Annotated in this window: 3 protein-coding genes and 1 tRNA gene; 1 reads left to right on the top strand and 3 read right to left on the bottom strand. The window is 67.8% G+C overall.

Annotated features, from left to right (window positions below; translation table 11 throughout):
- The coding region (locus IEZ27_RS46170; protein ID WP_194522006.1) for a sulfotransferase domain-containing protein at positions 1 to 437 on the top strand (437 nt) is incomplete at its 5' end.
- Positions 438 to 1,150: 713 nt separating this feature from the next.
- On the opposite strand, the gene IEZ27_RS46165 is transcribed toward IEZ27_RS46170, so the two are convergent.
- From IEZ27_RS46165 to IEZ27_RS46155, 3 genes are all read right to left on the bottom strand, one after another.
- Positions 1,151 to 2,734, bottom strand: a complete 1,584-nt coding sequence (locus IEZ27_RS46165; RefSeq protein WP_189653043.1) for an ABC-F family ATP-binding cassette domain-containing protein — start codon at positions 2,732 to 2,734, stop codon at positions 1,151 to 1,153.
- 614 nt (positions 2,735 to 3,348) lie between these two features.
- Positions 3,349 to 3,882 (bottom strand): hypothetical protein, encoded by a 534-nt coding sequence (locus tag IEZ27_RS46160; protein ID WP_229824956.1) that lies wholly within the window; start codon positions 3,880 to 3,882, stop codon positions 3,349 to 3,351.
- Positions 3,883 to 4,479: 597 nt separating this feature from the next.
- Positions 4,480 to 4,552 (bottom strand) — tRNA-Arg (locus tag IEZ27_RS46155).
- Between the last annotated feature and the right edge of the window lie 1,448 nt (positions 4,553 to 6,000).

Below are 6,000 nucleotides of genomic sequence, written 5' to 3'. Positions count from 1 at the left end.
GGCAGTGGGTCGACGACGAGACGCCATCGACGCAGGTCGGGTCGTCGCTGCGGCGCACTGTAGAGCACCTGCAGACGTTCCGGGACGCCGCCGACGATCTCGACGTCGTGTACTTGCACTACGACGACCTAAAGGCCGACCTGGAGGGGCAGATGCGGCAGATGGCCGCGCGCCTCGGCATCGACGTCGACGAGCATCGATGGCCCCGCCTGGTCCAGGCGGCGACGTTCGAGTCGATGCGCAGCAGGGCCGACACGACCGTCCCCGCCGGCGGTCCGGAGCACTGGATCGATCCCGCCGCGTTCTTCAGCCGCGGCACGAGCGGCCAGTGGCGCGACCTTCTCGACGACGCCGACCTCGCCCGGTACGCCGCGCGCGTGCGGGCGCTCGCGTCCGACGATCTCGTCGAGTGGGTGCATCGCGAGCCGATCGACTGAGATCCCCGTCCAGCGGGATCCCCGCACTACCCAAAGCTGATCGTCAGCGCCGCCCGCCGCCCATAACTGCGGATCCGCGCTCGGGGACCAACATCAGGGGTCTGCGCCTCAACCGACGCCGGATTCGGCGATCGGGGCAGTGTGGCAGCGCGTCGGCTAGCCAATCTGGTCACACTCTGTGATGGTCATAGCGCCTTCTTCATTGCCGCCAGCGGCCAGATCCGGATGGCCGCCGACACTGCGCCGCCGCCCGCCCCTCCTCGGTGCGGATGACCTCGGGCCGGTGAGTGCGGTCAGCTCTCACAAACAACGGACCCGACTCCAGGCCCAAGATCGCGGTCGAAGCTGGCGAGCAAACGCGGTCCGTTGTCGCGAACATAATCAAACGCCGCGATCTATGCCCTTGATCTGCTGCTTCCTATTGTCAATCTGGGCCTGCAGTTGGCGTTCAACCCAAGAGGAGCGACGCAGTGGCTCTCTTGCGGGCTGGCTGCGGGCGCTGCCCGATCCAGTCGACGCCGACATCAAGGTCACCCGTCGAGACCAGCTCGGCGGCCTCCTGCATGGAGTACGCCCAGGTCGCATGAGGAGGCACAATATTCGGCACCCACAGGAAACCGCCGCCCCGCCCGCTCGCGTACTGGCGGGACGGCGCCTTCACAGCCGAGGTGCCTAGGATGGCGATCGAAACCGTGACCGAGGAGCCGGCGTGATCAGGCCAGGGCGATCAAATCGGCGTAGCCGTCGTTCCACAGGTCTTCGACCCCGTCGGGCAGCAGCAGCACTCGGTCCGGCCGAAGCGCTGCGACGGCCTCCTGGTCGTGCGTGACCATCACTACGGCGCCCCGGTACGCGGCCACTGCCGCCAGCACTTCGGCCTTGGAGGCCGGGTCGAGGTTGTTGGTCGGCTCGTCCAGCAGCAGTACGTTGGCCTGGGAGCTGACCAGCCCGGCCAGCGCCAGCCGGGTCTTCTCCCCGCCCGACAGCACCCGGACGGGCTTGTCCACGTCGTCGCCGCTGAACAAGAACGACCCCAGCACCGTCCGGGCCTCGCCGTCGCTCAGGTGCGGGGCGGCGCTGGCCAGGTGCCGCCCGACCGTGTGCGCTGGGTCGAGCGTGTCGTGCTCCTGGGCGAAGTAGCCCAGCCGCAGCCCGTGTCCGTGCACGACCCGTCCCGAGTCGGGCCGCTCGTACCCGGCCAGCAGCCTGAGCAGCGTGGTCTTGCCCGCGCCGTTGAGCCCCAGGACCACGAGCCGGCTGCCCCGGTCGACGGCCAGGTCCACCCCCGCCAGCACCGGCCGCCCGCCGTACGACTTGGCCAGGCTGATTGCGCCGAGTGGCGTGCGGCCGCTGGGCGCGGGCTCGGGCAGCCGGATGCGGGCGACCTTCTCGGCGACGCGGGGCGGGGGAGTCTGGGCGAGCATGCGGTCCGCGCGCCGGGCCATGTCCCTGGCCCGGGTCGCAGTGGCCACGTTGGAGCGCATGCGGCCGGCCTGGGCATGAAGCGCTGCGGCCTTGCGCTCTGCGGTGAACCGCAGGCGCGTCCTGCGACGGTCGTCGGCCTCGCGGTCGGCGAGGTAGGCGTGCCAGCCGGTGTTGCGCGTCTCCAGGGCGCCATGCTCAACGTGCCAGACGCGGTTGACCACGTCGGCCAGCAGTCCGGTGTCATGGGTGATGAGGACCAGGCCTCCGGAATGCCCGGCCAGGAAAGAGCGCAGCCAGGCTATGGAGTCGCCGTCGAGATGGTTCGTCGGCTCGTCGAGCAGCAGGACGCCGGGCTCGGCGAACAGCACCCGGGCAAGTTCCACGCGGCGGCGCTGCCCGCCTGACAAGTCGCCCACCGGCCGGTTCAGCACCCGGTCGGGCAGGCCGAGCCCGGCGGCGACGCGGGCGGCCTCGCCCTCAGCCGCATACCCGCCGCGGGCCTGGAACTCGGCCTCAACCCGGACGTAGCGGGCCATGGCCCGCTCGTCGCCGCGCTCGGCCAGGTCGGACTCGGCGGCCCGCAGGTCGCGGACCGCCTGGTCGAGGCCGCGGACGGACAGGACACGGTCGAGGACGGTGACGGCCGGGTCGGCGGCGGCCGGGTCCTGCGGCAGGTAGCCGACGGGGCCGGTACGGACGATCTCGCCGGCCGCAGGCGGGAGCACTCCGGCAAGGGTCTTCAAGAGGGTCGTTTTGCCGGCGCCGTTACGGCCGACCAGGCCGACGCGGTCGCCGGGGGCGACGTGGGCGGTGACGCCGGACAGCAGGAGATGGGCGCCCGCACGGACATCGACGCCACGTAGGGTAAGCATGGGACTGCACTCCGGATTTGCTAGAGGACACACGGGTGGCGTGGAACCGGGTGTCCTGGCTAGGAAATTCGGGGCACAGACATGAGGCCGAGTGTATGGACAGGCCGTCATGGTCCGCCATCCATTTACTGGCCGCTCACCTTGCCGGCCGCTCGCGGCCCTGGTCAAGGTGCCCCGATCCGGTGTAGGGCTCGAATGCTCGATTCATACGGTGACCTGCAGTTCTTGGCACATTGCGCCTGCCGAAAACGTCATCTACGCAGCTCAAGCGGCATGTGAGTATTCGTGGAGGGCTCCGCCGAGCCGGTCTCGTCGGCGTACCTTCAGGTCGACGATTCTGGCTGGATCGGTGGTCCTGGGGTGAGGCCGTTGAAGGCGTACGGGTTGCGCCTGCCGGACAGATCCCGTGAGCGCTTCTTCAACGCGCTCGGTCGGCGTCGCGCCGGCGCGGCAGGGCGAGGCCGACCCGCGGTTTGCAACGGCAAGGCAGCCGTGGAACGGCTGCTCGGCCGGTTCGCCGACGTTCCCACCGTCGCTGGCTTCCGTCCTGGCAGATCAGCGCCCCGGCTGAGGTGCCCCGTTACCGATCAAGGAGATCAACTGGAGGCTGATCTCTAGTTGGGTTGCGTGCACCGGCCCAGCCGATGTCGCACGAAATTCGCATGAGCTTCGCCGATATCGATGCTGTTCTCATCAAGAGCGTTGGCGATGTGGAAACGACCGGTGTCGAAGATGAACTCCACAGCGAGGGTGCCGTCCGCCAGGTCGTGACGTGATGATGGCCACCACTCAAGCAGAGCAACCTCGCGGAGTTCCTGGCCGACGAACGGCTGGAGGCGCTCGTCGGTGTCGGACCAGGCTGGCATCTGCTCAAGGTATTCCCAGCCGCTGATCGCGGCCGTGGTGTCGATGGTGTTCCAGCCGATCGATAGCTCATCGAGCTTCCAGTGGCAGATCTCCGCCTGGATGCCGTCGAAGTGCAGGATGACGGGGCAGTCGGCGAACCAGTCCCCGTCCTCGACGAAGCGCACGAGCGCGAACCCCGTCAGACGCCGGCCACCAAGCGCGGCCAGGCCAGGTCCATGTTCCTCGCAGATGGCTTCGAGCCCGACGAGAAAGGTTGGCTCGAAGCCGGAGATGCCCATCACGATAGCGATCGTTCAGGTTCATCACGGAACCAGCCAGTCGATATCTGCCGACAAGCCGTGGGCCAGCGTGGCCCGGCTTGGCATCAGAGTCCACAGATGACGCGAGCGGTTGACGCGCCCTTCGACCGAGCCGGAACTAAGGGAGAGCCAGACCTGCCGGGGCAGCGTCGAGATTGCGGTGAGTCTCCTCTGGCGAGCGAGGAGCGTTGGTGTTCACGCCGCAGGAGTGAACACCGTGGCTCTCATATGGGCTGATCGCAGCCAGCTGGGCTCTGGTGGCCACGGTTGTCCCCGGCGTGGGGACGCGTGCTCGGCGAGTGAGCTGCACATCCAGTAGGGGTTAGGCAGGTATTTGGCACGATCATCCGTGGCGTTGGTCCAGTGTCCGGGCGGTTGTAGCGGGTACCGGAGGTCGAGATGGCGGCAAATTGGGGCCTGAACTGGGGAAACGCCTTCAAGATCATCCCGAGCATATCCCCTGATCATGGTCTTACGGCTGCACGCGGACACCGTCGACTGCCTATCAAGGTCCACAAAACAAAAGACCTGCGGTTGTGAAACCGCAGGTCAGTGGCCATAAATACCGATCTAGGTGAGTGCCCCCGGCAGGATTCGAACCTGCGGCACCCGCTTTAGGAGAGCGGTGCTCTATCCCCTGAGCTACGGAGGCGGACTCTCGTAAGCCTAGCGAAAGTTGGACAGTGCGTGGACCTCCGGGCCGGGGTGAGTTTGGTGAGGTTGGTTATGGGTGCTCTGAGCTGCGGTAAAGGCATGACAAGCGGTCAGATTCTTGCGCTTCGTGCATGGATAGCGTCTGCCTGTGACCAGGAGGCGATCCACTCAAGCTCGTAGGCGGCCCGTCGTGTTGTTCGGGGCGTTGCTGGCTCCTGCGATTCTTGCCGGCGGACTGCTGGCGGGGGAGATGCGGGGGTTCGAGGCGGTTGGGGCGCCGGTGGGGATGGAGGGGAGGAGGGCGGTGTGGCTGGCGTTCGAGCCGGTTCTGCTGCCTGCGCCCGCGCATCCTGATCGGCGGTACGAAGGGGTGGTTCCGGCGCGTGTACGGACGGTCTCCAACACGTCGGAGACACCGGAGGTGCGGCCGGAGGCGCCCGAGCCTGAGCCTGATCCGGTTCCTGTGGCTGAGGATGAGCTGTACACGCCTGCGCAGCCTCCGCCGCCCTCGGCCGGGTGTGCGGGTGAATGGGAGGACACCTGGCTGTGGGACCTGTGCCGGGAACGCGAGGAAGTGGTTCGGGAGACGGGCGATGGCTGGTTGCCCCGGTTGTGAGGCCGCTGGCAGGCGAGGCCGGCGGCAGGGCAGGGTCCTCTCCTCTTCTGTGGGGAGGGCTGGGCGGTGGGATGCGTCTTGGCGTCCTTGTCGCGGGACGGCGGGATTCTCCGTGCTTCAGGCAGTTCCTCCGTCAGGGTCAGTAAGGCTCCGGCCAGCAGGCGAGATGGTCTGAATGGAGATGTAGGGCCCGCGCGGAGGTGCTTGGGGCGTTCTGGAACGGTAGAGATCGCCGTGGGGGCGAACGTGGGGTGCTGCAGGCGACGGTAGGTCCGGCCGGGAAGCGGAGAGATGTGCCGACATCGGTGTCGTCTGGACGGTCGAGGACCAGGTGGCCGTGGCGCTGCCGACGGTGACCCTGAGCAAGCGTCAACGGTATGGAGGCCCCGTGGGAGATCCGGCCCGCGGCGTCCGTGTACGGGCATGGATGAGGTAGGCCGCGCGGTAGGCGCAATGCCTCGTAAGAATGGCAGCAGGATGCCGCACAAAGCGGTAGAGGGAAGCGCGTCGAGGCCGGCCGGATCGATGGAGCTTCAGGTCGACAGGTCGGTTGAGAAGCCGGTGGGATGGCCGTCGGTGTGCCGACAGGGACGTGTACGTCGAAGCCGCCGGTGAAGGCTCGGGCGGTGCCTGGATCCGCTCCGGCGCAGGTCCCACGGCCCTGCGGAACAGGCCCGAGGTGGGGTGGAGCTGCGAAGGTGCAGGGCCGTTCGGGGGCGGAGGGGAGAGGGACGTGGCTGGTGGTGAGGGGGGAGCCGTACATAGTGCGCTTTTTGTCTCATAGCAGCTCTTCGGAGTTCGGTCCGGACACTCTGGGGGCTGTAGTAACG

Origin of the sequence: Nonomuraea spiralis, from assembly GCF_014648435.1 — a bacterium.
GTDB lineage: Bacteria > Actinomycetota > Actinomycetes > Streptosporangiales > Streptosporangiaceae > Nonomuraea > Nonomuraea spiralis.
Note: the sequence above shows the minus strand (reverse complement) of the source record. Positions and strands in the feature narration are given on the sequence as shown.

What these genes read in the sequence shown, in the direction of transcription:
- IEZ27_RS46165 (WP_189653043.1), bottom strand. Translation starts at nt 2,734, where the DNA reads ATGCTTACCCTACGTGGCGTCGATGTCCGTGCGGGCGCCCATCTCCTG.